Raw genomic sequence first — 25,183 nt, 5'->3', positions numbered from 1 at the left:
CTCGGACGTAGAGGGTCTCGGAATGAGGGGCAGTTTAGCCTTTGCGCGGCGGGAGTTTTAAGCTGAATTTGTTTTTTGACGCCAGATTTCTATCGTGAGGTGACCAGGTGGGCCCGCGGAAATCCCGTGGCAGGAGTTCCCGTGGGCAAAGTCGGGGAGAATCAGGCGGTTTCTTGCTCGTTCAGGATCGTCAGTAAGGTTTGCACATTCTGCGCGGCATCACGCCCCAGGCTGGTCAGATATCCGCCATCGGGCTGATCGGTCAGCTCTTTCTCGAAAAGGCGTTTGGCGGCGGCAATGTGTTTCGGGGCAGCGGTTTGATGAATTTTCAAACCTTCCTGGGAACTGTCCAGGTTGAAGAGTGCGAGGACTTCCAGTTCGGCAACCAACTCAGGGGTAAGCGACATAAGGACTCCAGACTTTCTAGGAATTGGAACGCAGCGCCCCTAAGGTGAACCTGCCGGCGCGGACTGTCCAGTGTGCGCGTCAGGGTTTTTGTCTGGGGGCGGATTCCAGTGTAGTCCGCATAAAAAAGATCGCAGCCTTCGGCAGCTCCTACAGGAGAGTGTAGGAGCTGCCGAAGGCTCGGGCCGCGATCGGACGATCTTTTGATCTTAAGACTTTTCCGGTGGCAACTCTGGCAGCGCACGCAGTGCTGCTTCATACCATGCGGTATCGAATGGGCGATCTTCATCCAGCATCGCGTCAATCTCGTAGGCCAGCACATGCGCCATCAGATTGAGGATTTCTTCGCGTTCAACGCCGACCAGGGTCAGCTTGTTGAGCGTAGCCTTGGCCGCAGGCGGGTTGTCGCTTTCGATCTGGTTCTCGATCGCTTCGATCAGCGTGCTCTCGGTGAACTCTTCTTCGTCGTTATCGATGTCTGTCGGCTCGCTCATGGCAGGCTCCTCAAGGAAAGGCGCCAGTTTACCCGCATTCAGCGGCGTGATGCTGCTGGCGGGAATTGCCTCGGCGATCTATAAACAGGCACTGCCCACCCCGCACGGCCTGGAGGCTATGTGATGCTCAAGCTCTACGGATTCTCTGTCAGCAATTACTACAACATGGTCAAACTGGCACTGCTGGAAAAAGGCCTGCCGTTCGAAGAGGTCACGTTCTATCCCGCGCAGACCGCTGAATCACTGGCTATCAGCCCGCGCGGCAAAGTGCCGGTGCTGGGCGTTGATGGCGGTTACATCAACGAAACAGCGATCATCCTTGAATACCTCGAGCTGACCCAAAAAGGCACGCCGCTGCTGCCCAGCGATCCTTTCGAACGGGCGCAGGTGCTGGCAATCGCCAAGGAAATCGAGCTGTACATCGAGCTGCCGGGACGTGCCTGTTATGGCGAAGCGTTTTTTGGCATGACTTTGCCGGACGCCATCAAGGAAAAGACCCAATCAGAATTGCTGCTGGGCTTTGCGGCGCTCGGCCGGCACGGCAAGTTCGCCCCGTATGTGGCGGGCGACAGTCTGAGCATCGCGGATTTGTATTTCCTCTACAGCGTGCCGCTGGCCTGTGCGGTGGGGCAGAAGCTGTTCGGGATCGATTTGCTGGCAGAAATGCCGCAGGCGAAGGCGCTGCTGGAGCGGCTTGAGCAGAATCCCCATGTGCAGAAGATTGCGGCGGATAAAGATGCGGCGATGCCGGCGTTTTTAGCGATGATCGCTGCCAAGAAGTGAGTTTTTAGCAGTCTGAAGTCAGTAATCGCTGGCAAGCCAGCTCCCACAGGATTCTGGGTTGAAACACGAATACGTGTTCGACGCAGAACCTGTGGGAGCTGGCTTGCCAGCGATGCTTTTAGCGGCTTGCGATCAGGGCCTGACCGCGCACAACGGCGGCCTTGACCTGCGCTGGCGCAGTGCCGCCGATATGGTCACGGGCATTTACCGAGCCTTCCAGGGTCAGCACAGCAAACACGTCCTGCTCGATCTGATCGCTGAACTGACGCAGTTCTTCCAGGCTCATCTCAGCCAGGTCCTTGCCAGTGTCGACGCCGTACTTCACAGCGTGGCCGACGATTTCGTGGCAATCACGGAACGGCAGGCCACGGCGCACCAGGTAGTCAGCCAGGTCGGTTGCGGTGGAGAAGCCGCGAAGAGCCGCTTCACGCATGATCGCGTGCTTGGGTTTTATCGCCGGAATCATGTCGGCAAACGCGCGCAGCGAATCGCGCAGGGTGTCGGCGGCGTCGAACAGCGGTTCCTTGTCTTCCTGGTTGTCCTTGTTGTAGGCCAGTGGCTGGCCTTTCATCAGGGTCAGCAGGCCCATCAGAGCACCGAACACGCGGCCGGTCTTGCCACGTACCAGCTCCGGCACATCCGGGTTTTTCTTTTGCGGCATGATCGAGCTGCCAGTGCAGAAGCGATCCGGCAGATCGATGAACTGGAACTGCGCGCTGGTCCACAGCACCAGCTCTTCGGAGAAACGCGACAAATGCATCATCGCTATGCTCGCGGCCGAGCAGAATTCGATGGCGAAATCGCGATCGGAAACGTTGTCCAGCGAGTTGCCGCCAACGGCATCGAAACCCAGCAGTTGCGCGGTGTATTCGCGATCAATCGGGTAGGTGGTGCCGGCCAGCGCGGCACTGCCCAATGGCATGCGGTTGGTGCGCTTGCGGCAATCGACCAAACGCTCGTAGTCACGGCTGAGCATTTCGAACCAGGCCAGCATGTGGTGCCCGAAAGTTACGGGTTGCGCGGTCTGCAAGTGAGTGAAGCCGGGCATGATGCTGCCGGACTCGCGCTCGGCTTGTTCCAGCAGGCCTTTTTGCAAACGGGTGATTTCGGCCAGGATCAGGTCGATCTCGTCGCGCAGCCACAGGCGAATGTCGGTGGCGACCTGGTCGTTGCGGCTACGGCCGGTGTGGAGTTTCTTGCCGGTGACGCCGATGCGGTCGGTCAGACGCGCTTCGATGTTCATGTGCACGTCTTCGAGGTCAATGCGCCAGTCGAACTGGCCGGCCTCGATTTCGCCCTGAATGGTGTTCAGGCCATCGATGATGGTGTCGCGCTCGGCATCGGTCAGCACGCCGACTTTGGCCAGCATGGTGGCGTGGGCGATCGAGCCCATGATGTCGTGGCGATACAGGCGCTGGTCGAAAGTGACGGAGGCGGTGAAGCGGGCGACGAAGGCGTCGACGGGTTCACTGAAGCGGCCGCCCCAGGACTGATTGGTCTTGTCAGTGCTCATGAATTCGCTCGTATCGGCTTGAAGAAAAAAGGCGTGAAACGCTGGCGCGGATAATAACAGGGTTGCCAATCCTGTCGTTGACACCGGTCGATACGTTTTTTTCGCAACGTGTCATGCATAGTCGGCGTGCCGTGCCGGGAATTTGCGCAACGATATTTTTCGATTGAGCAATATCGGCCCGACGAGCGTCTACAGTAGGACATAAGGGTCGGCGCGACTGCAGATCGCGTAAAGGTCTGGCCGCCGACTATAAGAAGTGGAGGTGGGTGTTTTGTCCTTCGGCAAACCCCGCGAGAAACGCAGGAAACAGCGGGCTTTGAGCAGTACGACCCGGACACTGGCAAATATTGCTGGCCGACGTACGGCACTTTTTGGCGCTCGGGCTAGTCTTAGCGTGGATCGCGGTGACGGACGTCACTTCACCTGTCTACGCTATCCTTGTGCGAGACTCACGCAGGAATCCAGCGCAATATGAATGTCCTGATCGTTGATGACGAACCACTGGCTCGCGAGCGCCTCAGCCGTATGGTGAGCGAGCTCGAGGGTTATACAGTCCTGGAGCCCAGCGCCACGAATGGCGAAGAGGCGTTGGCACTGATCGACAGCCACAAGCCGGATATCGTGCTGCTCGATATCCGCATGCCAGGCCTCGACGGCCTGCAGGTTGCTGCCCGTCTGTGCGAGCGAGAAACACCGCCCGCCGTGGTGTTTTTCACCAGTCCCGATGAATTTGCCGTGGAAGCCCTGCAGGCCAGCGCCGTGGGCTATGTGGTGAAACCTGTGCGAACCGAACACCTGCATGACGCCCTGAAACGGGCTGAACGTCCCAATCGGGCGCAACTCTCGGCCCTGACCCGCCCCGCTGCCGAAAGTGGCACCGGCCCGCGCAGCCACATCAGTGCCCGCACCCGTAAAGGCATCGAACTGATCCCGCTGGATCAGGTGGTCTATTTCATTGCCGACCACAAATACGTGACCTTGCGCCACGAAGGCGGCGAAGTGCTGCTGGACGAGCCGCTCAAAGCCCTCGAAGACGAATTTGGCGAGCGCTTCGTGCGCATCCACCGCAACGCGCTGGTCGCCCGCGACCGCATCGAGCGTCTGCAACGCACGCCGCTGGGGCATTTCCAGCTATTCCTCAAAGGCCTCAATGGCGATGCGCTGATTGTCAGTCGCCGGCATGTGGCGGGTGTGCGCAAAATGATGCAGGGTCTTTAACCCGGTCTTTTCCGGGGGCTCATTTTTCTCGTTAGCGGGCATTGCAGGCCAGGGAGGCCGCGCCGTTTCTGATTCAAGTCAAAGTGGATTTGGCTGAGCTGTTATTATCCGCCGTATCTATTCAGTACGGATTGATCCATGTCCTCTCGCGAAATCCGCATCGCCACCCGTAAAAGTGCGCTGGCCCTCTGGCAGGCCGAATACGTCAAAGCCCGTCTGGAAGCGGCCCATCCCGGTTTGCTGGTGACACTGGTGCCCATGGTCAGTCGCGGCGACAAGCTGCTCGATTCGCCGCTGTCGAAAATCGGCGGCAAGGGCCTGTTCGTCAAGGAACTGGAAACCGCGCTGCTGGAAAACGAAGCCGACATCGCCGTCCACTCGATGAAAGATGTACCGATGGACTTCCCTGAAGGCCTTGGTCTGTTCTGCATCTGTGAGCGCGAAGATCCGCGTGATGCCTTCGTTTCCAATACCTATCCAAGCCTTGAGGCGCTGCCTGCCGGCAGCATCGTCGGCACGTCGAGCCTGCGCCGTCAGGCACAGCTGCTGACCCGCCGCCCGGACCTTGAAATCCGTTTCCTGCGCGGCAACGTCAACACTCGTCTGGCCAAGCTGGATGCGGGTGAGTACGACGCGATCATCCTCGCGGCTGCCGGTTTGATCCGCCTCGGTTTCGAGGATCGCATCACTTCGGCAATCAGTGTCGATGACAGTCTGCCCGCCGGCGGCCAGGGCGCGGTCGGTATCGAGTGCCGTAGCGCCGACAGCGAAATCCACGCTCTGCTGGAACCGCTGCATCATGCTGATACCACTTCGCGGGTTACCGCTGAGCGTGCCCTCAACAAACATTTGAATGGCGGCTGCCAGGTGCCGATCGCCTGCTACGCCGTGCTTGAAGGCGAGCAATTGTGGTTGCGTGGCCTGGTGGGCGAGCCGAGTGGCGGCCGTTTGATCAGCGCCGAAGCGCGGGCCCCTCGCGCTGACGCCGAAGCATTGGGTGTGAGAGTCGCTGAAGATCTGCTCGCCCAAGGTGCCGAAGAGATTCTCAAAGCAGTCTACGGCGAGGCAGGTCACGAGTGACTGGCTGGCGCCTGCTGCTGACGCGCCCTGCGGATGATTGCGCGGCGCTTGCAGAGACGTTGGCCGGGCAGGGGATTTTCGGTAGTTGTCTGCCGCTTTTGGAAATTGCCCCGCTGCCGGTCTCTGAGAACATGCGTCTGGCGATGGCGCGATTGCCCGATTGCAGCGCAGTGATTGTGGTCAGTAAGCCAGCGGCGCGTATTGCGCTGGAGCTGCTCGATGCCCAAGGATCGCAGTCGCAGTCGCAGTCGCAGTCGTTGACGATGCCGTGGTTCAGTGTCGGTGCGGCAACGGCGCAGATTCTTCAGGAGCGCGGCCTCGACGTACATTGTCCGGCCGATGGCGATGACAGCGAAGCGTTGCTGCAATTGCCGCGTCTGCAAGAGGCCGTCGCCCAGCCGAATTCGCAGGTGTTGATCCTGCGCGGCGAGGGCGGCCGCGAACTGCTTGCCGAGCGTCTGCGTGAGCTTGGTGCTAGTGTCGAGTATCTGGAATTGTATCGACGCGAACTGCCGACCTATGCAGCGCAAGTACTGCCGCAGCGGATCGCAGCGGAACGCTTGAACGGGCTGGTGGTCAGCAGTGGACAGGGTTTCGAGCACCTGCGCCAAATGGCCGGCGATGCCTGGCCGTCGATTGCGCGGTTGCCGTTGTTTGTTCCAAGCCCAAGAGTCGCCGAGCTGGCACGTGCCGCCGGGGCTCAAACAGTTGTGGATTGCCGCGGCGCGAGTGCCGCGGCTTTGCTGACGGCGTTACGGGAGCATCCCGTACCCGTTTTCTAATGCAAAGGATGGATACGTGAGCGAAACAGCCTTGCCAAAAGATGACGTCCAGCCTGTGATTGATTCACAAGTTGAAACTCCACCGCCGGCCCAAGAGCCGCGCCGAGGCAATGGCCTGGCCATCGTCGCCCTGTTGCTCGGTGCGGCCGGGGTCGCGATTGGTGGCTGGGGAGTCTGGCAGGTGCGACACCTGCAAACCAACACTCAGCAACAGTCGGGTCAGGTGCAGGCGTTGAATGATCAGGCGCAGAGCCTGAAGCTCAACGAGCAACGTCTGACCGAACGTCTCGCGCAGTTGCCCGGTGCCGATGAACTTGCCGAGCGCCAGCGTCTCGTGTCGCAACTTCAGGGTGATCAGCAGCGCCTCAATCAACGTCTGGAAACCGTCCTCGGCGCCAGCCGCAAGGACTGGCGTCTGGCCGAGGCCGAGCACTTGCTGCGTCTGGCCAGCCTGCGCCTTTCCGCGTTGCAGGACATCAGCAGCGCCCAGGCACTGGTGCAGGGTGCCGACGAAATCCTCCGCGAACAGAACGATCCGGGCTCTTTTGCCGCCCGCGAGCAAGTGGCCAAAACCCTGGTTGCGCTGCGCAGCACCGAGCAGCCGGATCGCACCGGGTTGTTCCTGCGGTTGGGGGCCCTGCGTGATCAGGTCATCGACCTCACCGAACTGGCGCCGGAGTACAAGGATCGTGGCGAATCGCTGCTGGGCCTGACCGCCGATGGTGACGGCGCCAGTCGCTGGGCGCAGTGGTGGGATCAGGTTTCGCACTACATCCGTATCGATTTCAACGCTGACAAGAATGTGAAGCCGCTGTTGGCCGGGCAGAGTCTGAGCCAGGTGCGTCTGGCCCTGAGCCTTGCCCTGGAACAGGCGCAATGGGCGGCCCTCAATGGTCAGGCTGCGGTGTACACCCAAGCGTTGGCCGAGGCGCGTGACGTGCTCAAAGGCAACTTCAACCCGGACAATCCGCAAAGCAAAGTGATGCTGGAACAGGTCGGCGAGCTGAGCAAGGAACCGGTCTCGGTCAAGACGCCGGATCTGACCGGCACCCTGAGTGCGGTGCAAGCCTATCTCGAGCGGCGTAACGTCAACGCAGAAGAATCGGTGAAACCGTTCGCCAAACCTGCCGCTAACACCGCGCAGGAGGCCACGCCATGAAGCGCCTCTATGTGATCGTGTTTCTGGTGATCGCAGCGACAGCGGCGCTGGGCCTGGCGATTGCCGAGCATTCCGGTTACGTGTTGGTTGCTTACAAGTCCTTCCGTTACGAGTCGAGCCTGTGGGCGACTTTGGCGCTGATCGCAGTGTTGTGGTTGCTGGTCTGGGGCATCAAGGCTCTGATCGAATTGGTGATGGCGTCCAGCGGCGTGGTCAATCCATGGTCGCGGCGCAACCGCAGCCGTCGGGTGCAGGTGGCGATCGAACACGGCCAACTGGATCTGGCCGAAGGTCGTTGGGCCAGTGCCCAGCGTCATTTGTATCGGGCCGCTGAAGCCGAGCGCCAGCCGCTGCTGTACTACCTCGGCGCTGCCCGTGCGGCGAACGAGCAGGGTAATTACGAAGAGTCCGATCGTTTGCTTGAGCGTGCGCTGGAGCGCCAGCCTCAGGCTGAGCTGGCCATCGCCTTGAACCACGCACAGTTGCAGACCGACCGTGGCGACACCGACGGCGCATTGGTGACATTGCAGGCGATGCACGAGCGTCATCCTCATAACGTGCAGACGCTGCGTCAGTTGCAGCGTTTGTATCAACAGCGCGGCGAATGGTCGGCGGTGATTCGTCTGCTGCCGGAGTTGCGCAAGGATAAAGTCTTGCCGCCCGCCGAACTGGCTGAGCTTGAGCGTCGCGCCTGGGGTGAAAACCTGTCGCTGGCCGCGCAGCGCGAAGAGGACGGCGCGGTTGGTTTGCAGTCGCTGACTCGCGCCTGGCAACAGCTCACCTCGGCGCAACGTCAGGAGCCGCCGCTGGTGCTGGCTTATGCCGAACAGCTGCGTCAGTTGGGCGCCCAGGTCGAGGCGGAAGAAGTGCTGCGCACGGCCCTCAAGCGCAAGTACGACAGCCATCTGGCGCGCCTGTATGGCCTGGTGCGCGGGAGTGATCCGGCGCGTCAGTTGCAAACCGCCGAGAGCTGGCTCAAGGATCATCCGAACGATCCGAGTCTGCTGCTGACCCTGGGCCGTCTATGCCTGCAATCCAGTCTGTGGGGCAAGGCCCGGGATTATCTGGAAAGCAGCCTGCGTGTGCAGCGCAATCCGGAAGCCTGTGCGGAACTGGCGCGCTTGCTCGCACAGCTTGGCGATACCGAACGCAGCAATCAGCTGTTCCAGGAAGGCCTCGGCCTGCTCGATGAGCGCCTGTTGGCCGCGCCACTGCCGGCTCTGGCTCGCGTCTGAATTGGCGAGGGAGGTAGCTCCCTCGCACACCTTTGCCGAGCGAAAATTCACCTTCAGTGAGCCTTTAGGGCAAAGTCCTACAGCGAGCTACGCCGAATCCTCTCGACGCTGTCGGGTTTTCCCTACACCTCTGGTGAACTGTCGGCAGGGCCTTGCCTTGAAAGGCTGACACGCTTTCCTCTACCGTAACCATCTGTCTCTACTGTTACGGAAAAGCCATGTCGTTGGCCTGCTCACGCTCCTTGTTCTTCATGGCTTTCACTGCGAGTGCCTTTGCTCTGGGAGCTTCCTATTATCTTGAATACGCGGTGGGTCTGACGCCGTGCAGCTTGTGCCTGGTGCAGCGGCTGTTCCTCACGTTACTGTGTGTTTGCTGTGGTCTGGCGTCGGTACATGGCCCCAAGCGTGTCGGCCTGTGGCTTTACTGGTTGTCTGCACTGGGCGCGAGTCTGGGCGGTATCACGGCGGCCTGGCGGCAGATCTTGATCCAGAGTGATCCGGTGCTGCAACTGATCCATTGTGCGCCGACCTCGGAGGCGCTGTTCAGCGGAAAGTCGTGGATCTGTGCGTTGCAAAAGATGTTTAACGGCGGCAATGACTGCGCGCAAATCTCCTGGACATTGTTTGACCTGACTATCCCGGAGTGGAGCCTGTTGTTCTTTGTCGCGGTGTCGATTCTTGCCGTGTATCAATTGTTGAGAATGGGCTGGAGTGCTCTACAGCGACCGCTCAGCGGCGAAGCGTCGCACCATGAGCTGCTGCGGGATTAAACACTTGTATGAACTTTATCTCCTGCGTACCTTGAAGCCATAGGCGTGCGGGCATAATCTGGCCCGCACGTGTCATTGGATTTATGTTGCTCGATGACACTCTGCCCGACCGTCCCCCATGCCAAAACCTAAAGCGGGACGCGGGTGTAGAGCAGCATGACCCACAAGGGAAGAGAGATCGCCATGCTCGAAAGTTGTCAGAATGCTCAGGAACGTTGGGGTGGAGTTCATCTGCTGATCGACCGCTGGCTCCAGGAACGCAAGGAGCTGATCGATGCCTACGATAATCTCGGCGCGGAGCCTCAGACCCTGTCTGAGAGTCGCAAGCCCTTGCAGGAATTCTGCGGCGTGCTGGTTGATTACGTATCGGCGGGGCACTTCGAAATCTATGAACAGCTGACGGGCGAAGCCAAGGCCTTCAACGACAAGCGTGGACTGGAACTCGCCGAGACGATCTACCCGCGCATCGACGTCATCACCGAAAAGCTTCTCGCGTTCAACGATCTTTGCGATGAAGGCAAATGCGTTGTCGAGAAATTCAAAGAGCTCGGCGGCCTGCTTCACGAGCGCTTCGAACTCGAAGATTGCCTGATTGAAGTGCTGCATACGGCGCACAAGGAAGAAGATTCAGTTCAGGCCTGATTGGCTTTGCTCAACAAAAAACGGTGCGCCTCAAGCGCACCGTTTTTTTATGCCTGATCAACTCGTCGCGCCGCGCAATTCAACTTCAAATACCAGCGGCGTGAATGGCGCGATCAAGTCCCCGGCACCGTCGGCGCCATAAGCCTGATCCGATGGAATCACCAGTCGCCATTTCGCTCCCACCGGCATGTTTTGCAGTGCGGTGCGCCAACCGGCAATCACGCTGTCGAGGTTGAACCACTGCGGCTGACTGTTCTGATCGAACACGGTGCCGTCCGGCAAGCGACCGATATACAGCACCTGCACTTTTCCATCGGGCCCGGCCTTGGTGCCCGTGCCAGGTGCAAGCTCGGTAAGCAGGATGCCGTCGGCCAGTTCCTTTACTCCCGGTTTGGCTTTTTCCGCAGTGAGGAAACGTTGTTCGTTTTCCATCGCGGCCTCGCTCGAAGGCTGCGCGTTGTGTTCGGCATTTTGCGATTCGTGATCGGCCAGAATCTGTTCGATCCGCGCTTCGCTCAGAGCCAGCGGCTTGCCTTGATAAGCCTGCTGCAAGCCATCAATCAGTGCCTGAATCTGCAATTGCGGGACTTCCTGGCGTAGCCGTTCACCGAGGCTGGCACCCAGGCTATAGGCCAGATCATGAGCGTCGTTCGCGGTGGTTTTTTCGTCGGCGTGGGCGCTGGAAAAAATCATGCAGAGGGATAAAAAAAGGTAGCGCGACATGGGCACTCTCCGTCCTGAGATGCGGTGGATTATGCCAGCGCGAACGTCTGCAACGGTGAACTGCTTTTGACTGCGGGCAGAACATTTTCAACCCGGTGCAACGCAACGCAATTGATACTGTCAAGATGACCTAGCGGCGGTAGCAGCAGAGGTCTAGTATGAGCCGCACTCACGTCAGCCAGGAGGTAAACCATGTCGGCCACCAAGAAGCCTGTAAATACTCCGTTGCACTTACTCCAACAACTCTCGGGCAGCTTGCTCGAGCATTTGGAAAACGCTTGCTCGCAAGCCTTGGCTGATGCTGAAAAACTGCTCGCCAAACTTGAAAAGCAACGTGGCAAGGCGCAAGAAAAACTGCACAAGTCCCGCACCAAATTGCAGGACGCAGCTGCCGCCGGTAAAGCCAAGGCACAGACCAAAGCCAAAGGCGCAGTGAAAGAACTGGAAGAGCTGCTCGATGCCTTGAAGGATCGCCAGTCCGATACCCGCAGCTACATTCTGCAACTCAAGCGCGATGCTCAGGAAAGCCTGAAACTGGCCCAGGGTGTTGGTCGCGTGCAAGAAGCCGTGGGCAAAGTGTTGACCTCCCGTGCCGCTAAACCTGCATCGGCACCGGCGAAGAAAGCCGCAGCGAAACCTGCTGTTGCCAAGGCACCGGCGAAAACCGCTGCTGCCAAACCCGCTGCGAAAGCTGCCGCGAAACCGGCTGCCAAAGCACCTGTAAAAGCTGCTGCAAAACCTGCGGTGAAAAAACCGGCTGCTGCGGCGAGCGCTGCGAAACCGGCAACTAAAACCACCGCTGCCAAACCAGCCGCACGCAAAACTGCTGCTGCCAAATCAGCCGCGGCCAAAGCTGCTCCAGCGAAAACCGCGGCGGCAAAACCTGCGGCCCGGACTGCAGTGAAACCTGCCGCTAAAACTGCCGCTGCGAAACCTGCAGCCAAATCGACCGCCAAACCTGTTGCTGCTAAACCAGCAGCAAAACCAGCGGCGAAAGTTGCTGCAAAACCGGCCGCCAAGCCAGCTGCGAAACCAGCAGTGAAAGCCGCCGCCAAACCGGCAGCCAAGTCAGCCGCGAAGCCAGCCGCCGCCGCCAAGCCGGCAACTGCCGCAGCCAAGCCTGCAGCCAAGCCAGCGGCAAAACCTGCCGCTAAGCCTGCCGCGAAAAAACCAGTGGCCGCCAAGCCAGCCGCTGCCAAACCGGCTACCGCGCAAGCTGCCAAGCCTGCCGCACCGGCAACCCCGGCTGCGCCAACTGCACCTGCCGCCGCCACTACCTCGACCACTTCGACTGCGCCATCGCCAGCCGCTGCGTCGAGCATCAGCAGCAACCCGACCAGCGCTTCCTAAGTGCTGATCGCCGCGACGCGCAGCACTTGCAGCGCGTCGCGGTTCAGGTTGGCCGCCGAGCCAGCCAGCGCTTCCAGCCAGCCAACTGATCCCGCTCCGTTTCGCCCCCACAACTGAGCAATACCCTCCAGCCGCGACAGCAATGTGCGCTCGGCTTCCAGCTCCAGCGCTTTGACTTGTTCGCGTATACCCTTCAACACCACATCATCCAAAGCCCGCGCTTTCCATTGCATGCGCAGGGTTCGCAGCGGCTGCACAACCTCGATGTCCCAAGGCCCGGTCAGCGCCTGAAGCTGCCCCGCACGCTGTTCATCACAGCTCGCGCCGCGTTGCTCCAGCCACAAACCGCACAGCAACAGGCACACATTGACCCCCGCCGTTTGCAGTTGCAGGCATGCGTCTTCCACGCCCGGACGGGCGTAGGTGGCAAGGGCAAAGCTCCACAGGTCAGAGGACATCGTGCTACTCGCGCTAGTTGTGAGCGAAGCTGGTAGACTCCGCCGCCATTATGATCCGACTTCAGAACCTGACTTTACAGCGTGGCCCGCAACGTCTGCTAGAAGACGCCGAGCTGACCCTGCACGCCGGCCACAAAGCTGGCCTCATCGGTGCCAACGGCGCCGGCAAATCCAGCCTGTTTGCCTTGCTGCGCGGCGAATTGCACCCGGACTCGGGCGATTGCCTGCTGCCGGCCGACTGGCGGATCGCACACATGCGCCAAGAGGTCGACACGCTCGAACGCCTTGCGGTCGACTATGTGCTCGATGGCGACCTGCGTCTACGCGAGGTGCAACGTGACCTCGCCGTGGCCGAGGAAGCGCACGACGGCGTAGCCCTGGCGCGTCTGCACGTCGAACTCGACAGCGCCGACGGCTACACCGCCGACGCCCGTGCCCGCAAGTTGCTGGCCGGTCTGGGGTTCACCAACGAACAGATGGATCGGCAGGTCGGAGATTTCTCCGGTGGCTGGCGGATGCGTCTGAACCTGGCGCAGGCATTGATGTGCCCGTCGGATCTGTTGTTGCTCGATGAACCGACCAACCACTTGGACCTCGACGCCATCATCTGGCTTGAAGACTGGCTGAAAAGTTACGCCGGCACCTTGCTGCTGATTTCCCACGACCGCGATTTCCTCGACGAAGTCGTCGATCACGTCGCCCATGTCGATCAGCGCAAAATCACCCTGTATCGCGGCGGCTACACCGCGTTCGAACGTGCCCGTGCCGAGCGTCTGGCCCAACAGCAACAAGCCTACGAGAAACAGCAGGCGCAGCGTGCGCACATGGAAAGCTACATCGCCCGCTTCAAGGCGCAGGCGACCAAGGCCCGTCAGGCGCAGAGCCGAATCAAGGCGCTGGAGCGCATGGAAGAGCTGTCGGCGGCCCACGTCGATTCGCCGTTCGATTTCGTGTTCCGCGAGTCGAGCAAGATCTCCAGCACGCTGATCGATCTGTCCGATGCGAACCTGGGCTACGGCGACCGAACCGTGCTGGAGAAGGTCAAGCTGCAACTGACCCCTGGCGCGCGCATCGGTTTGCTCGGCCCTAACGGCGCGGGTAAATCGACACTGATCAAAAACCTCGCCGGCGAGCTCGAACCGCTGTCCGGGCGACTGACCCGTGGCGAGAACACCGTGGTCGGTTACTTCGCCCAGCATCAACTCGACTCTCTGGACGCCAAGGCCAGCCCGTTGCTGCACTTGCAGCGTCTGGCGCCGACCGAGCGTGAACAAGCGTTGCGCGACTTCCTCGGCGGTTTCGACTTCCGTGGGGCGCGGCTTGATGAGCCTGTGCTGAATTTCTCCGGTGGCGAAAAGGCGCGTCTGGCCCTGGCATTGATCGCCTGGGAGCGGCCGAACCTCTTGCTGCTCGACGAACCGACCAACCACCTCGACCTGGAAATGCGCCTGGCGCTGACCATGGCGTTGCAGGAATTCAGCGGCGCGGTTCTGGTGGTGTCTCACGATCGGCACTTGCTCAAGAGCACCACCGACAACTTCTATCTGGTTGCCGATGGCAAAGTAGAAGAGTTCGATGGCGACCTCGAAGACTATGCTCGTTGGCTGGTGGAATACCGTCAGCGCAATGCGCCGGTCAGTAACACCCCGGTCAACCCGGACAAAACCGACAAGAAGGCTCAGCGTCAGGCTGCTGCTGCGTTGCGTCAGCAACTGGCGCCGCACAAGCGTGAGGCCGACAAGCTCGAAGCCGAATTGGGCAAGCTTCACGAGAAACTGGCCAAGGTTGACGCCAGCCTCGGCGACAGCGACATCTACGAGCCGGCGCGCAAGAACGAATTGCGTGATCTGCTGGCCGAGCAAGCGAAATTGAAAGTGCGCGAAGGCGAGCTGGAAGAGGCGTGGATGGAAGCGCTGGAGACGCTGGAAAGCATGCAAGCGGAGTTGGAGGCGCTGTCCTGATGGAAGCGTTCAAGCTGCCGCTGCCGGCGATGTGGGTCGAGCCGATCTGGCTCGGCGTGCAGATTCTGCTGATCCTGCTGGCCGGTTATCTGGCCCAGCGCTTTGTGGCCAAATGTCTGACCCGTCTGGGCGAACGCTATCCGTTTCCGCCGCAACTGCTGATGCCGCTGCGTGGTGTGCTGCGCTGGCTGATCATGGGCAGCGCGGTGATCTTTGTACTGCAGCGCCTCGGCGTGTCGGCCACTGTGTTGTGGACGGCGCTGTCGGGTTTCGTCGCGGTGGCGGCGGTGGCGTTTTTCGCCATGTGGAGCGTGCTGTCGAACCTGCTCTGCGCGATTCTGATTTTCACCGTTGGCCCGTTTCGGTTGGGCGATGTGGTCGAACTGGTCGACACCACCGACAAGCCTGGGGTCAAAGGCCGGGTGGTGGCGATCAATCTGCTCTACACCACGTTGATCGAGGCTGAGGAATTGGGCACCGGTAGCGCGATGGTGCAGGTGCCGAACAGCCTGTTCTTCCAGCGTTCGGTACGACGTTGGCGGGGGACTGATGTGTTTCCTTCGAGCGGATTCGAGAAGTAGCGTTTAAAGCAGGATCCTTTGTTTTGGGTTTTCTGTAGTCCCCTTTTCCTACAAAAAATCGATAGTCAGCGGCGCCAAGTCGCATTAGCTTAGACGTCTGTCACGAGTCAAAGTCGAGGTGTGCGATGGAGCTTGAAACATGGCTGGCATTTTTTGCCGCCTGCTGGTTGATCAGTCTTTCTCCGGGCGCTGGCGCCATTGCGTCGATGTCCAGCGGTCTGCAATACGGGTTCTGGCGTGGTTACTGGAACGCGCTGGGTTTGCAATTGGGGCTGGCCCTGCAAATCGCGATTGTCGGCGCCGGTGTCGGCGCGATCCTCGCGGCTTCCGCTACCGCCTTCTATGCCATCAAATGGTTCGGCGTCGCCTATCTCGTCTACCTCGGGATCAAGCAATGGCGCGCACTGCCCAGCGACATGAGCGATGACGCGGCCATTCGCCCGATTGGCAAGCCGTTGGTTCTGATCTTCCGTGGTTTCCTGGTCAACATGAGTAACCCCAAGGCCTTGATCTTCATGCTGGCGGTGCTGCCGCAGTTCATCAATCCCCACGCGCCGCTGCTGATCCAGTATCTGGTGATCGGCGCGACGATGGTGTTTGTCGACCTGATTGTCATGGCCGGCTACACCGGTCTGGCGTCCAAGGTTCTGCGAGCATTGCGCACGCCCAAGCAGCAGAAACGCATGAACCGCACGTTTGCCGGGTTATTCATTGGCGCGGCAGCGTTCATGGCGACGTTGCGCAAAGCGGCGGTCTAAACCGCCAGACACAAAAAAGGCGACCCCACGAGGTCGCCTTTTTTATTGCTCTGTGTCGCACTTACCTGTGGAGAGGGGATAAATCCCCTCTCCACAAGAGCCCTCAGACCATACTCAGCGCAAAATTACTGGCGCCGTATCGCGCGGCAGATTGTTGCGCTGCTGCGGCTCGCGCGGCTGCTCGTAACCGCCACCACCGAGTTGTTGGCTCAGTTGCCCGGCCACGTCCTCGCCCAGCGCCTTCGATACCTCGCGCACCACCCGTGGGCGGTTCAGCGAGATCTTGATGTCGCGGCCGTTCACCAGTTTGGTGTCCTGCGCTTCACCCATCGCCGTGAAGGCCGAAGTGATTTCGAAGGTCTTGGTGTTGATCAGGCTGAAATCCGCCACCAACGTCAGGCCCAGTACTGCCGAATAGCTGTCGGTGTGCGCCAGCTCGTTCATGTCCTGGGTGAAGTCGATGTCCGACACGGTGCCGAACAGCACGTAGTCGGCGCCCTTGAAGTTGCCGGCCTTGATCCGCTTGATCACGTCGTAGACGTCACCCTTGGACGATGCGGTGTACGGCGTGCCCTGCACCAGCTGGAACATGCCGGTACGCAGGATTTCACCCTTGATGTCGCCGGTGAATTTGCGCAGTTCGCCCTGTTCGATGTAGCTGGTGGTGGCTTCGATCTCGTTATAGCTCGAAGAGCCACTGGCACTGTAATAACCCTCACGATAATTGCTCTGCGCCGAAACGATGTGGATGTATTGCTCCACACGTTCCTGATACGCCAGATCCGTCACCGCGACTTTCGGGGCCGCTTGCGCGCCAAACGCGCAAGCCAGGGCCATGATGCCAATCCATGTGCGCATCGATTAACGCTCCGTGGTTTTGCGGATCTCTTTTTCGTCCATCCACTCGGCCAGACCGCTTTCAACGTCGATCAATTGCAGGCTGAATTTGTAGAAGACGTCCTTGTAATCGCTGCTGCGCTTGACGATCGAGCTGATCGAGCCTTCGATGCGGTACTTGGCAGCCACCATGTTGCCGGTCTTGGCCACGGTGCTCTTCTTGTACAGGCCGCTCTGGTTTTGCAGCTTGAGCTGGTCAACCTGGCTCTGCATCGCGTTGTTGTCGCTGGCGAAGCGGGCAACGCCGGTCTTCATCAACTGAGTCTTGATGCTGGTGGTGATTTCGCGGGTATCGATGTACTCGCTGGTCTTGTTCTTCACGTCGTAGACCTGAACCACCGGACGGCCCTGCAGAATGCCGGACTGAGCCAGCGAGCGGGTCATCGACTCGGCGATCATTTGCAGGTCGGTCGAACCGAACTCGTTGGTGACGGTTTCAACAGCCTTGGTGTCGCCGTAGCTGATGTTCTTGCTGCCCAAGGTCGGCGAGGTGTTGGCGCAACCGGAGGCCAGCAGGGCGATAACGGCGATGCAGGAAAAGCGTACAAACATGTCAGTGCTCTCTAAAACAGGAATAGGGTGGCGGGCTTAAGGCGTCTTGATTTCCAGACGGAAGTCCACGGCTTTAGGCGTAGGGGCGATCGCCTGAATGAAGCTGGTCTGGGCGCCGTACATCATTTGGCTTTTCCAGACTTCTTCTTCAGCAACCGGGAAACCTTCCGCGCCGAGCCAGGCGAAGCGGTAGTAGAAAATCTTGTTGCTGTTGAGGGTGTTGCTCAACTGCACGTTGACGGTCATGAAGCCGTTTTCGCGGGCGACGCGCATGGCGCCGACGACGATGTGTTTCTGCGGGCCCATGGCCACGACTTTGCTCGCGGCGCTGCCCGGCTCAGGAGGTGGCGGGGTGGCGCAGCCGCTGGCCAGCAAGGCGAGGGCGGCGACGGCGATGAGTTTGAAGCGCATGCAAAGACTCCGTTCTTAAGGTTGTTTGAGGCTGGCGACGTTGGTCGCACTGGCGCTCGGGATCACGTGGGCGGCGATACCGCCAGCGAATACCTGATTGCCTACGGCGCGCAGGCTGATCACCTGATAACGCTGATCGACGGTGACCTTGACCACCGACCCGCCCACGGCGCTCGGCAGAGTGACTTGGTGTTCACCTTTCTTCAAGCGCAGACGCACCACTTGGGTGTTGTCCGGCAGGGTGCGCCACGTACGGGTATCGGCACCTTCGAGCACGGCTGAAGAAATACCTACCGCCAGACCGGCCAGTGGGTTGGTTTCGTTGATCTGCTTCTGCGCGACACCTTTGGTGATCGCGCGCACGGTGGTGCGCAGGATGATGCCTGGCATGTCATCACGCAGGGCGCGACGGGACATGGCGGTGGTGCTGTTGAGGGCAGTCAGGTTGACTTGCTGGCCATCGACACCGATCTGCGCGAACGGCGCGGTGGAGGTGTCGGCCTTGATGATCGGGAACGACAGCGGAGTGATCACCACGTTGTTGGAAATCGGCAACGGCAGTGGCACGCGGATCGAATCGCGTGCTGGCGCCAGACCGCTTTGCACCACGATCAGGATGTCGCTGTCATCGCTCTTGCTCGGCTTGTCGAGGTTGACCAGTGCCTGTTCCAGCAGCGGCGTGTTCGGGCGCAGTTCGACAGCCTTGCGGTAGCCCGGTGCAGCCAGGTCTTTTTCACCCAGGGCTTCGTAAACGAAACCGGCCAGATAATGGCTGAACGCGCTCTGGTAGCTGTTTTTCAGGCTGACCACTTCCGGTGCGTCGAGGCTGGCGACCGGATAGCCTTGCAGATCCTTGTACTGAGTCTTGACGCCTTCTTTCTCGGCCTCTTCCTCGCTTTTGAGGTATTCCTTGTCACGCAGGTCGGCGATCACTGCTTCGCGCTCGTGAGTGCGTTTGATCGCGGTGCGCGCGCCATCGAAGTCGTTGACCGCCAGCAGGTTCAGGGCCATCTGCGTGGTCAGCATGACTTTTTCATAGTCGTAGCCTTCGTAGCGGCGAACCTTGTCGTTGACCACGAAGCTGCCGAACTGGGCGAGGTATTTGCCGGTGTCGAGCTTGACCGAATCTTCCCACTGACCGACGACCTTGTCAGCGCTGGTCCAGGCATTCTGGCTGCCCGACAGATCGCCCTTGGCGCGCAGCAACTCACCTTTCTCGAAGTAATAGAGCAGGTCTTTGTCGGGGCTGGTGTTGTTCTTTTCCAGCAGGGTCAGCGCGGCATCGACATTGCCGGAAGCCAGTTGCTGGTTGGTCTGTGCCAGTTCGGAATCGTAGTTGCGAAACGCCGAACAGCCGGACAGCAGAGTGACGGCGCTGAGCGCGATCAGAGTGGGAGCGCGGAATGCCATGGGGGTACTTCTTCCATGAGTAACGACAGCCTCGTGTGCGGGTCGGGCTGGTGGGACCGATCGACAGTGGCACTGGCCTCCTGCCAATTCCTCATAACAAGAGGAGCTTTTATGCCGTTTCGCCTTAGCGAGGGCGCGGCATTATAGGCGCGCAGTGATGGCTATGTAATAGCTTTTTAATTGCGCGGAATAGTTACGTGCCATTACTTGGTTGGCACATACCCGTTACCGACAAGGTTGGCGATGTCGCCCAGCGCACGCAGGTAGACCAACTGGTGATCGCGGTCGATACGCCAGGCGAGCGGCGGCGCTCCCGGGACATTCGGGGCGCTGAACAGATGCTCGCCCTTTTTCAGACGGACTCGTGCGACCAGTGTCTTGTCCGGCAACGTGCGCCAGGTTCGGGTGTCGGCCTCTTCGAAAGGATCGTGCTGGGTGACCACCAGCGAGGCTTTGGCCGGATTGCGTTCGTTTTCCTGAGCCTGGGATATCGCGGCCATGTTCGCGCGAAACATCGCCCGGGAAATGATCGCCGGCATGTCATCGCGCAACGTACGAAACGCCATGTCGGTGACACTGTTGACGACGGTCAGGGGGCGTTTTCGGCCATCCACCACGATGTGGTCGAACGCGGGTGTAACGGTGTCCGGCACCATAATCGGCAGGGAGATCGGTGCGACGATCACCAGGTTTTCATTCAGCCGTACCGGGATCGGCACGCTCACCGAACTGCGGGCCGGTGCCAGGCCCGTCTGGACGACGATCAGGACATCACTTTCATCCGCTTTGGCGGGCGACTTGTCGAGATTGCGCAGCGCCTGCTGGAGAAAAGCCAGGTCCGGGCGCAATTCGATCGCCTGCCGATAGCCCGGGGCGGCCAGGTCCCGTTCGCCCAGTGCTTCATAGGTGAAACCGGCCAGATAGTGGCTGAACGCGCTCTGGTAGCCGTTTTTCAATTCGATCACCGCCGGGGCATCCAGCGTGGTGACCGGATAACCTTGCAGATCCTTGTATTGCACCTTGATGCCCTGAGCGCCGGCCTGCGCTTCGAGTTCTTCGTATTGGCGTTCTCGCTGGCGGGCAATCAGCGCTTCACGTTCGTGGGTTTTTTTGATGTCGGCCCGGGCGCCGTCGAAATCACTCTCGGCCAGTTGGTTGAGAGCCATCTGCGTGGTCAGCATGACTTTTTCGTAGTCGTAGCCTTCGTAGCGACTCAGCTTGTCGTTGACCAGCATGGTGCCCATTTCATAGGCGAACCGGTTGAGCAGCTTGCTGGCGCCGGAGGGGACGGCCTCTTCGCGCTGGAAGACCATTTGGTCGGCGCTGCGCCAAGCGGTCTGGCTCTGCGGCAGCACGTTGGCGAAGCTGAAAATCGCGCCTTTTTCGAAGTAATAGAGCAGATCCTTGTCTTCCCACGGGTTGTTCCAATTCAGCAGATCCAGCGCGCCCTGAAAGTTGCCGCGCATCAACTGGTCATTGGTCTGCTGCATTTCCTGATCGTAATTGCGGTAAGCGGCGCATCCACTCAGGTGCAGGACGGCGATTAGTAGCACTGAAGACAGCAGATATCGACGCATGGGCAGCGGTTCTTCCTTGAGCTCAAAGGGCGTAGCGCGCCGGCATTATAGGGATGAGTGTTGGCGTTGAGCAGAGGTTGGCGCCGCGCAAATCTGCGAGAAAGCTTGAGTGAATCGGTTTCGAAGTGAACAATATGTAACTTCGTATTACCATTTGAGACTCATTCATGACTGCCTCGTCCCGATTCCTGGCCTGGCTGGTGTTCCCGTTGTTCGCCCTGAGCAGCTCCAACCTGCTGGCCGATACCGTGGAAGGCGCGCCGCAAGCGCTGCACCTGCTTGATTACATCAGCGCTGACTACCCGCCAACGGTAGCCGCGGGCAAAGTCATGGATGACTCCGAATACCGCGAACAGCTGGAATTCACCCAAGCGCTGCAAGGCTTGATCGCCAACCTGCCGGCCAAGCCCGGAAAAGCTGCGCTGGAGCAGGGCGTCGCTGCGTTGCATGCAGCCATCAGTGCCAAGCAGGACGGCGCCGAAGTGGCCCGTCAGGCACGGCAACTGGGTGCAAAACTGGCGGTGGCGTATGAAGTGAGCCAGGCGCCGATCATCACCCCGGACCCGATCCGTGGTGCGCCGCTCTATGCGCAGAATTGCTCGGTGTGCCACGGCGACACAGGCGCCGGTGACGGCCCGGCAGGTGTCGGACTGACGCCTGCGCCCGCCAATCTGCGTGATGCGGTGCGCATGGATCACCTGAGCCTGTACGCGATCTACAGCACTCTCGGCCAAGGCGTCGAAGGCACCGACATGCCGGCGTTTGCCGATCAGCTCGATGATCGCCAGCGTTGGGATCTGGCCACTTACATCGCTGGGTTCAGTGCCGATGCAGCGGCGGCCAAATCCGAAAAGAGTTACAACATCGCAGATCTGGCGCGCCAGACACCGACGGAAGTGCAGGCCGCCGAAGGCGCGCAAGCCGCCGCGACCTTCCGCGCCCAGCGTGCGCAGCCGCCGCAGGTCAAACGTGGCCCCGCGCAGTTGCTCGACTACACCGCTGCGACGCTGGACAAGAGCCTCGCGGCCTACCGCGCGGGTGAGCACGATCAGGCCTACGACCTGTCGGTGGCGGCGTACCTGGAAGGGTTCGAGCTGGTCGAGAGTTCGCTGGATAACGTCGACGCCAACGTACGCAAGGACACCGAAAAATCCCTGATGGCCTATCGGCAGTCGTTGCAGGATGGCCTGCCGGTTGCCCAAGCCGAGCAGCGTCTGGATGCGGCCAAGGCGAAGCTGAAAGAGTCCGCCGGGTTGCTCGGCAGCGATGGTTTGAGCTGGTCGTTGAGCTACATCTCCGGCCTGCTTATTTTGCTGCGTGAAGGTCTTGAAGCGATTCTGGTGCTGGCAGCGATCCTCGCGTTCCTGCGCAACACCGGCCAGCAGTCGGCCGTGCGCAGCGTCAACGTCGGTTGGGGCCTGGCGTTGCTGGCCGGCCTCGCCACCTGGGCGCTGGCGGCGTACGTGATCGACGTCAGCGGCTCGCAGCGCGAATTGCTCGAAGGCGCCACGGCGCTGTTCGCCAGCGTGATGGTGCTGTGGCTGGGCGTGTGGATGCACGACCGTCGGCACGCCGCCGCCTGGCAGGATTACATCAAAAGCAGTCTGGTTGGCGGCGGCGGGCGTTTCGGCTTCGCGATACTGGCGTTCTTCTCGGTGTACCGCGAGCTGTTCGAAGTGATCCTGTTCTACGAAACCCTCTGGTTGCAGGCCGGTCCTGCCGGGCACAACGCCGTGTTGGCCGGCGGCGCGACTGCGCTGGTGCTGCTGGTCGGGCTTGCATGGGTGATCTTGCGCGGTTCGGCGAAACTGCCGCTGACGCTGTTCTTCAGCATCAACGCGGCGCTGCTGTGTGCGCTGTCGGTGGTGTTTGCCGGGCATGGCGTCAAGGCGCTGCAAGAAGCCGGGATCTTCGGCACACGGCCAGTGCCGTTCTTCGATTTCGATTGGCTGGGGATTCACGCCGACGCGTATTCGCTGGCGGCGCAGGCAGTGGCGATTCTGGCGATTGTTGTGTTGTATGGGCGTAGTTGGGTGGCGGAGAAGAAGCGGGTTTCTGCTGCTTGATTGTGTGATCCTGAAAAGATCGCAGCCTGCGGCAGCTCCTACAGGGGATTGAGGTGATCACACTGTTTGTGACCACCGAAAACCCTGTAGGCGCTGCCGAAGGCTGCGATCTTTTGCTTTTAAGAGGTAAACAAAATGCGTGTATGGATCGATGCCGACGCCTGTCCGCGGGCGGCGAAGGATCTGGTGGTGAAGTTTGCCCTCAAGCGACAGTACGAAGTGGTGCTGGTGGCCGGGCAGCCGCAGATCAAGCCGGGGCTGGCCATCGTCAAGTTGATCGTGGTGCCGAGCGGCCCGGATGCGGCGGACGATTATCTGGTCGAGCACGCGGTGCCCGGTGAACTGGTGATTTGCAGCGATATTCCGCTGGCCGATCGGCTAGTGAAGAAGGGCGTGGCAGCGCTGGATCCGCGTGGCAAGGAGTTCGACGAGAAGAACATGGGTGACCGGTTGGCAGTACGCAACCTGTTCACCGATCTGCGCGAACAGGGCCAGATGAGCGGCGGCCCTGCGCCATTCGGTGACCGCGAGAAACAGGCGTTTGCCAATGCGCTGGACCGCATCCTGACTCGCCTTACTCGCAAACCGTGATTCAACGCGGATCCTGTGGTGAGGGGATTTATCCCCGATGGACTGCGCAGCAGGCCCCGGCGTTTCAGTAAAAAAACAGGGCCGCTTCGCAGCCCATCGGGGATAAATCCCCTCGCCACAAAAGCTTGGCAGCAAGACCGGGTCAGGCGTCGTTCTCGTGAGTCAATTCGAGCACACGGTCGACCAGTTTGTTGATCCCCGAAGCCGCTTCGCTGATGTTCTGCGCCAGCATATACGCCGGGGTTGTCACCAGTTTGCGCGCCTTGTCTTCGATGATGTCGGTCACGGCGCAGTCTTCGTGGGTCGCGCCCATCTTGTTCATCGCCGTGGCGGTGTCGGCATCGTTGCCGATGGTGCAGGTTACGCCCGGGCCGTAGATTTTCGCCGCGAGTGCCGGCGAGATGCAGATCAGCCCCACCGGTTTGCCCGCTTCGGCAAACGCTTCGGCCAAGGCCAGCACGTCTGGCTGCACGGTGCAGCCAGCGCCTTCGATGGCGAAGTTCGAGAGGTTCTTCGCCGCGCCAAAACCGCCGGGCACGATCAGCGCATCGAAGTCTTCGACGTCGGCTTCGCGGATGTCCTTGATGTTGCCGCGAGCAATGCGCGCCGATTCCACCAGCACGTTGCGCGACTCGGGCATTTCTTCGCCAGTCAGGTGATTGATCACATGCAATTGCGAGATGTTCGGGGCGAAACACTGCACCTGCGCGCCGCGTTGATCGAGGCGCAGCAGGGTAATGACGCTTTCATGGATCTCGGCGCCGTCGTAAACGCCACTGCCGGACAGGATCACTGCAACTTTTTTGCTCATGGTTTTCTCTCCAGATTCATAGCGCTAAATGTCCACTAATTTATCGCGCGTTGCCATAGGGTTTATGGGTGGCGACCCCTACGGTCAGTCTCAGGACTCACGCCGTCCAATCATCGGACACAGCATGCACGGAGCGCTCTCTACATGGATCGCAACGACGGCGGGGTGTTCATTATTTGGGGCGACTGTTCGACTCGTGCCAGGAAGAGGGCGACGATGAACTGATGATTTCGGGGGACCACACTGCTGTGCGCAGTGTGGGATGGCGAGCGCCGCCCGCCAGCGAGTTACTCGGCTGGTGTCTTGGGTTCGGCGGGATTGGCCAGTTCGGCTTGCTGCAACTGCGCGGCTTTCGCAGCTTGCTCGTCGGCGTAGATTTTCTTCGCCAGACGCGCATTCTTGAAGCGGCGACGCAGCCACAGGCCAACGCCCAATACCAGCAGGGCGCCGAGGACCCACAGTTCGTATTTCTTGATGCTGCCGAGCATACCTTCCAGCACTGCGCCGAAATGGTAAGCCGCAGCCGCCAGCGCGGTGGCCCAGATGGCTGCGCCGATGCCGTTCAGCAACAGATAACGCCCCGGCGGATACCCCGACAGGCCGATCGCCACCGGCATCACCGTGCGCAAGCCATAAACGAAGCGGAAGCTCAGGACCCAGATGTCAGGATGCTTACGAATGTGCTCCAGCGCCCGGTCGCCCATCAATTGCCAGCGCGGTTTGCGCGCGAGCAATTTGCGCCCGTGCTTGCGCCCCAGGAAGTACCACAGCTGATCACCGGCATAGCTGCCGCAGAACGCCACGACCACCACCAGATTGATGTCCATGTAACCACGGAACGCGAGAAAACCCGCGAGCACCAGAATGGTTTCGCCTTCGAAGAACGTCCCGAGAAACAGGGCGAAGTAGCCAAAGTCATGCAGAAATTGTTGGAGCATTGTCTGGGTGCTGGCGAA

General features: G+C 60.2%; 26 protein-coding genes and 2 pseudogenes. 16 read left to right on the top strand and 12 right to left on the bottom strand.

Going from position 1 to position 25,183, the window contains the following annotated elements; all coding sequences use genetic code 11:
• Positions 1 to 161: 161 nt before the first annotated feature.
• Positions 162 to 407: a TIGR02647 family protein gene (locus tag ICA16_RS11745; protein ID WP_150604798.1), complete on the bottom strand. Its 246-nt coding sequence runs from the start codon at positions 405 to 407 to the stop codon at positions 162 to 164.
• Between the two features lie 207 nt (positions 408 to 614).
• Positions 615 to 899 carry a hypothetical protein gene (locus tag ICA16_RS11740; RefSeq protein ID WP_150604797.1) on the bottom strand — a complete coding sequence of 95 codons (285 nt, stop codon included), beginning with the start codon at positions 897 to 899 and terminating at the stop codon, positions 615 to 617.
• A 123-nt stretch (positions 900 to 1,022) separates the two neighbouring features.
• Between ICA16_RS11740 and ICA16_RS11735 the strand changes: the two genes are divergently transcribed.
• The gene (locus tag ICA16_RS11735) at positions 1,023 to 1,682 is read left to right on the top strand and encodes a glutathione S-transferase family protein (RefSeq protein WP_150593482.1); all 660 of its coding nucleotides are present in this window, start codon (positions 1,023 to 1,025) and stop codon (positions 1,680 to 1,682) included.
• Between the two features lie 118 nt (positions 1,683 to 1,800).
• On the opposite strand, the gene argH is transcribed toward ICA16_RS11735, so the two are convergent.
• Positions 1,801 to 3,195, bottom strand: a complete 1,395-nt coding sequence (gene argH, locus ICA16_RS11730; protein ID WP_210700657.1) for an argininosuccinate lyase — start codon at positions 3,193 to 3,195, stop codon at positions 1,801 to 1,803.
• 334 nt (positions 3,196 to 3,529) lie between these two features.
• Between argH and ICA16_RS28440 the strand changes: the two are divergent.
• The 8 genes and pseudogenes from ICA16_RS28440 to ICA16_RS11690 form a co-directional block, all read left to right on the top strand.
• Positions 3,530 to 3,670, top strand: a pseudogene (locus ICA16_RS28440) (sensor histidine kinase); the annotation flags it as partial.
• Positions 3,667 to 4,413, top strand: coding sequence for a LytR/AlgR family response regulator transcription factor (locus ICA16_RS11720; protein WP_042561707.1), 747 nt, complete (start codon positions 3,667 to 3,669; stop codon positions 4,411 to 4,413). The pseudogene ICA16_RS28440 and the gene ICA16_RS11720, both read left to right, overlap by 4 nt.
• 138 nt (positions 4,414 to 4,551) lie before the next feature.
• The gene (gene hemC / locus ICA16_RS11715) at positions 4,552 to 5,493 is read left to right on the top strand and encodes a hydroxymethylbilane synthase (protein WP_210553396.1); all 942 of its coding nucleotides are present in this window, start codon (positions 4,552 to 4,554) and stop codon (positions 5,491 to 5,493) included.
• Positions 5,490 to 6,275 carry a uroporphyrinogen-III synthase gene (locus ICA16_RS11710; protein WP_210700656.1) on the top strand — a complete coding sequence of 262 codons (786 nt, stop codon included), beginning with the start codon at positions 5,490 to 5,492 and terminating at the stop codon, positions 6,273 to 6,275. The genes hemC and ICA16_RS11710 overlap by 4 nt, the downstream gene beginning before the upstream one ends.
• A 16-nt stretch (positions 6,276 to 6,291) precedes the next feature.
• Positions 6,292 to 7,434 carry a uroporphyrinogen-III C-methyltransferase gene (locus tag ICA16_RS11705; RefSeq protein ID WP_210700655.1) on the top strand — a complete coding sequence of 381 codons (1,143 nt, stop codon included), beginning with the start codon at positions 6,292 to 6,294 and terminating at the stop codon, positions 7,432 to 7,434.
• The gene (locus tag ICA16_RS11700; RefSeq protein WP_210700654.1) at positions 7,431 to 8,669 is read left to right on the top strand and encodes a heme biosynthesis protein HemY; all 1,239 of its coding nucleotides are present in this window, start codon (positions 7,431 to 7,433) and stop codon (positions 8,667 to 8,669) included. The genes ICA16_RS11705 and ICA16_RS11700 overlap by 4 nt, the downstream gene beginning before the upstream one ends.
• 218 nt (positions 8,670 to 8,887) lie before the next feature.
• Complete coding sequence (locus ICA16_RS11695; RefSeq protein WP_210553399.1) at positions 8,888 to 9,439, top strand: disulfide bond formation protein B; 552 nt, start codon at positions 8,888 to 8,890, stop codon at positions 9,437 to 9,439.
• 183 nt (positions 9,440 to 9,622) lie between these two features.
• On the top strand, positions 9,623 to 10,081 hold the full coding sequence (locus ICA16_RS11690; protein ID WP_042561701.1) for an Rsd/AlgQ family anti-sigma factor: 459 nt from the start codon (positions 9,623 to 9,625) through the stop codon (positions 10,079 to 10,081).
• A gap of 57 nt (positions 10,082 to 10,138) precedes the next feature.
• Here the strand turns inward: ICA16_RS11690 and ICA16_RS11685 are convergent, their stop codons facing one another.
• The gene (locus ICA16_RS11685; protein WP_150604789.1) at positions 10,139 to 10,804 is read right to left on the bottom strand and encodes an FKBP-type peptidyl-prolyl cis-trans isomerase; all 666 of its coding nucleotides are present in this window, start codon (positions 10,802 to 10,804) and stop codon (positions 10,139 to 10,141) included.
• A gap of 192 nt (positions 10,805 to 10,996) precedes the next feature.
• Between ICA16_RS11685 and ICA16_RS11680 the strand changes: the two genes are divergently transcribed.
• A complete protein-coding gene (locus tag ICA16_RS11680) occupies positions 10,997 to 12,154 on the top strand; it encodes an AlgP family protein (RefSeq protein WP_210700653.1) in 1,158 nt (385 codons plus the stop codon).
• Here ICA16_RS11680 and ICA16_RS11675 read toward each other — a convergent pair.
• The gene (locus ICA16_RS11675) at positions 12,151 to 12,612 is read right to left on the bottom strand and encodes a TIGR02444 family protein (RefSeq protein WP_150616828.1); all 462 of its coding nucleotides are present in this window, start codon (positions 12,610 to 12,612) and stop codon (positions 12,151 to 12,153) included. The genes ICA16_RS11680 and ICA16_RS11675 overlap by 4 nt on opposite strands.
• Before the next feature lie 50 nt (positions 12,613 to 12,662).
• On the opposite strand from ICA16_RS11675, the gene ICA16_RS11670 reads away from it, so the two are divergent.
• From ICA16_RS11670 to rhtB, 3 genes are all read left to right on the top strand, one after another.
• A complete protein-coding gene (locus tag ICA16_RS11670) occupies positions 12,663 to 14,573 on the top strand; it encodes an ATP-binding cassette domain-containing protein (RefSeq protein ID WP_150616827.1) in 1,911 nt (636 codons plus the stop codon).
• The gene (locus tag ICA16_RS11665; protein ID WP_150593492.1) at positions 14,573 to 15,154 is read left to right on the top strand and encodes a mechanosensitive ion channel family protein; all 582 of its coding nucleotides are present in this window, start codon (positions 14,573 to 14,575) and stop codon (positions 15,152 to 15,154) included. The genes ICA16_RS11670 and ICA16_RS11665 overlap by 1 nt, the downstream gene beginning before the upstream one ends.
• Before the next feature lie 125 nt (positions 15,155 to 15,279).
• Complete coding sequence (gene rhtB / locus ICA16_RS11660) at positions 15,280 to 15,912, top strand: homoserine/homoserine lactone efflux protein (protein ID WP_150604785.1); 633 nt, start codon at positions 15,280 to 15,282, stop codon at positions 15,910 to 15,912.
• Positions 15,913 to 16,026: 114 nt separating this feature from the next.
• On the opposite strand, the gene ICA16_RS11655 is transcribed toward rhtB, so the two are convergent.
• The 5 genes from ICA16_RS11655 to ICA16_RS11635 all read right to left on the bottom strand — a co-directional run bounded on the left by ICA16_RS11655 (position 16,027) and on the right by ICA16_RS11635 (position 20,759).
• A complete protein-coding gene (locus tag ICA16_RS11655) occupies positions 16,027 to 16,770 on the bottom strand; it encodes a penicillin-binding protein activator LpoB (protein ID WP_150616825.1) in 744 nt (247 codons plus the stop codon).
• A 3-nt stretch (positions 16,771 to 16,773) separates the two neighbouring features.
• On the bottom strand, positions 16,774 to 17,361 hold the full coding sequence (gene lpoB / locus ICA16_RS11650; RefSeq protein ID WP_007911129.1) for a penicillin-binding protein activator LpoB: 588 nt from the start codon (positions 17,359 to 17,361) through the stop codon (positions 16,774 to 16,776).
• A gap of 36 nt (positions 17,362 to 17,397) precedes the next feature.
• The gene (locus ICA16_RS11645) at positions 17,398 to 17,772 is read right to left on the bottom strand and encodes a YcfL family putative periplasmic lipoprotein (protein ID WP_042561692.1); all 375 of its coding nucleotides are present in this window, start codon (positions 17,770 to 17,772) and stop codon (positions 17,398 to 17,400) included.
• Between the two features lie 15 nt (positions 17,773 to 17,787).
• Entirely contained in the window at positions 17,788 to 19,182 is a 1,395-nt protein-coding gene (locus tag ICA16_RS11640) for a COG3014 family protein (protein ID WP_150616824.1), read from the bottom strand.
• Between the two features lie 203 nt (positions 19,183 to 19,385).
• Positions 19,386 to 20,759, bottom strand: a complete 1,374-nt coding sequence (locus ICA16_RS11635) for a COG3014 family protein (RefSeq protein WP_150604781.1) — start codon at positions 20,757 to 20,759, stop codon at positions 19,386 to 19,388.
• 167 nt (positions 20,760 to 20,926) lie between these two features.
• Between ICA16_RS11635 and ICA16_RS11630 the strand changes: the two genes are divergently transcribed.
• On the top strand, positions 20,927 to 22,825 hold the full coding sequence (locus ICA16_RS11630; protein WP_210553404.1) for an FTR1 family protein: 1,899 nt from the start codon (positions 20,927 to 20,929) through the stop codon (positions 22,823 to 22,825).
• Positions 22,826 to 22,960: 135 nt separating this feature from the next.
• A complete protein-coding gene (locus tag ICA16_RS11625; protein WP_150604779.1) occupies positions 22,961 to 23,416 on the top strand; it encodes a YaiI/YqxD family protein in 456 nt (151 codons plus the stop codon).
• A gap of 142 nt (positions 23,417 to 23,558) precedes the next feature.
• Here ICA16_RS11625 and elbB read toward each other — a convergent pair whose 3' ends face one another.
• The gene (elbB, locus tag ICA16_RS11620; protein ID WP_042561688.1) at positions 23,559 to 24,227 is read right to left on the bottom strand and encodes an isoprenoid biosynthesis glyoxalase ElbB; all 669 of its coding nucleotides are present in this window, start codon (positions 24,225 to 24,227) and stop codon (positions 23,559 to 23,561) included.
• A gap of 96 nt (positions 24,228 to 24,323) precedes the next feature.
• On the opposite strand from elbB, the pseudogene ICA16_RS28435 reads away from it, so the two are divergent.
• Positions 24,324 to 24,484: pseudogene (locus ICA16_RS28435) on the top strand (sterol desaturase family protein); the annotation flags it as partial.
• 30 nt (positions 24,485 to 24,514) lie between these two features.
• On the opposite strand, the gene ICA16_RS11615 reads toward ICA16_RS28435, so the two are convergent.
• Complete coding sequence (locus tag ICA16_RS11615) at positions 24,515 to 25,165, bottom strand: DedA family protein (RefSeq protein WP_150616821.1); 651 nt, start codon at positions 25,163 to 25,165, stop codon at positions 24,515 to 24,517.
• Between the last annotated feature and the right edge of the window lie 18 nt (positions 25,166 to 25,183).

It is taken from the genome of Pseudomonas anatoliensis (assembly GCF_017976235.1).
Lineage (GTDB): Bacteria > Pseudomonadota > Gammaproteobacteria > Pseudomonadales > Pseudomonadaceae > Aquipseudomonas > Aquipseudomonas anatoliensis.
Note: the sequence above shows the minus strand (reverse complement) of the source record. Positions and strands in the feature narration are given on the sequence as shown.